The following is a 2,264-nucleotide window of genomic DNA, read 5'->3' on the forward strand; positions in this document are numbered from 1 at the left end:
GTGGGTCCAGAGCCGGACGCCTGATCGTAACCGGAGGCGGAGTGGGCGATCGCACCGACGAGGTCGGAGCGTCGTGAGTTCGAACGCGACCCATCGGGCCAGGCCACGCCGTTCTTGGCGAGCCGGCGCCTTTCGGAGATGCCGAGGAAGTAGGCGAAGACGAAGCACACCAGCAGGCCCGCGACCAGGGCCGGAACCATCGGGGCGAAGATGTCGTTGGCATCGATCTGCAGGGCCGAGGAGGCACGGGCGGTCGGACCACCCCAGGGGACGATGTTGAGCGTGCCGTTGATCAGACCCGCGACACAGGTGAGCACCACGGGTGACATCTCCAGGCGTTGGTAGATCGGCAGCATCGCGGCAGTGACGACGATGAATGTCGTCGACCCGTCGCCATCGAGGGAGACCGCACCGGTGAGCAGGGCCGTGCCCATGACGACCCTGACGGGATCGTGGCCGGCGACCCTGAGGATGAACGCGACGAGCTTGTCGAAGAGTCCGACGTCGATCATGATGCCGAAGTAGATGATGGCGAAGAGCAGCAGTGCAGCCGTCGACGACATATCTGCGATGGCGTCCATGACCATTTCGCCGATTCCCAAGCCTGCGCCGGTGAACAGCCCGAATACCGTCGGGACGATGATCAGCGCCAGGATCGGTGAGAGTCGCTTCGTCATGATCAGCGTCATGAAGACGATGATCATTGCGAAACCGAGAACTACGAGCACGAACTTCTCCTTCGAAGGCGGATGTGATGCCGGGTACACACTAGGCCGCGCTCCGCGACGTCGCGCGTTTGTGTGCACTGAACACGTTCTGCCTGTTTGGCACCTTTTGCGCATTTCGCTCACGCGCGACTATGGTTGGCGCGTGACTCGTCCCACCCGTTCCTTCTCGCGTCGCGTGCTGCTCAGCCAGCTCGTCGTCGTTGTCGTGATCCTGGCGCTGGTGACGGGGATCTTCGCCTGGATGGGCGCCCGCTCGGTCACCGAGGTGACCGAGACCAAGGCGCTGGCGACCGCTCGAACCCTGGCGATCGATCCCGAAGTGAGGAAGGGCGCCACCCGGGCCTCGGCCGAGCACGCAGAGATCCCGGATGATGCGATCACAGACCCGCTGCGTGCGATCACCGATGACCTGCGCGCCTCCTCGGGCATCGTGTTCGCGGTCATCACCGACGATCGGGGCATCCGTCTGACTCACCCTGATCAGAGCAGAATAGGTCAACATGTGTCGACCTCTCCGGCCGAGGCACTCGCCGGCAGAGAGTCGGTGACCCACGATCGAGGCACTCTCGGTGAGACCGTGCGAGCCAAGGTGCCGATCTATTCCACGTCCGGCGACGGCACCGTTGTCGGCGAGGTCTCGGTGGGCATCTACGCTTCCGTGCTCGATGCCGACGTGCGACGCGAATTTCTCGCCCTCGGGTCCGTCGCGGTCGTGGCGCTGGCCATCGGGGTGATCGCGTCCCTGGCGCTGGGCCGGCGGCTGCGTCGAGAGACACTGGGTGTGGGACCCGAGGAGCTCGCGGAGATGGCCCGCGATCAAGGCGCTGTTCTGCGCGGCCTCGATGACGGGGTCCTGGCCTTCAGCTCCTCTGGGGCACCCACCCTGAGCAACTCCACCGCGGAATCTCTGCTCGGGATCGGCCCTGTCAGGATCGAGGGGGAGGCCGATGCGACTGCCATCGATAAGCATGCCGCCGCCTCGGTGACCACCGACGAGCACTCGTCCGCCTCGTCGAGCGAGGTGCCCGAGCAGATCCGGCGCATGATGGTCGAAGCGCCCGATGGCGGAGCATTGCGGCGTCGGATCCACGTAGGCGACCGGATCCTGTTGGCCACCGCGGTCAGGGTGAGCCGTGACGGGGTGTCGGTCGGCGGTGTCGTCACCCTGCGCGACGAGACGCAGGTGCTGACGATGGCACGTCAACTCGAATCCGTGACCTCGATGGCTCGTGCCCTGCGCACCCAGCGTCACGAGTTCGCCAACCGGCTTCACACTGTGCTCGGCCTCGTCGACACGGGTGCCACCGACGAGGCGAGGGCCTATCTCGCGACAATTCTGCGGACCGGGCCGATCGCGACCCCAGTCGAAGGCATCGAGGTGATCTCCGACCCGTACCTTCGTGCCCTTCTCGAGGCCAAAGGCACCACCGCCGCCGAGGCGGGAGTGTCGCTGGCGGTCACCCCGGACTCCTTGGTGCTGGGTCGGGTGAACGAACCTGAGGACGTCACGCTCATCCTCGGTAACCTCATCGACAA

At 65.4% G+C, this 2,264-nt stretch carries 2 protein-coding genes; one reads left to right on the forward strand and one right to left on the reverse strand.

The features are described from left to right. Positions 1-728, reverse strand: a 728-nt coding sequence (locus L0G76_RS15835; RefSeq protein ID WP_304358090.1) for an SLC13 family permease, incomplete at its 3' end; no start/stop codon positions are given. Between the two features lie 142 nt (positions 729-870). Here L0G76_RS15835 and L0G76_RS15840 point away from each other — a divergent pair. Next, the coding region (locus L0G76_RS15840; protein ID WP_304358091.1) for a Spo0B domain-containing protein at positions 871-2,264 on the forward strand (1,394 nt) is incomplete at its 3' end.

Source organism: Brevibacterium picturae (genome assembly GCF_030453725.1).
Taxonomy (GTDB): Bacteria; Actinomycetota; Actinomycetes; order Actinomycetales; family Brevibacteriaceae; genus Brevibacterium; species Brevibacterium sandarakinum_A.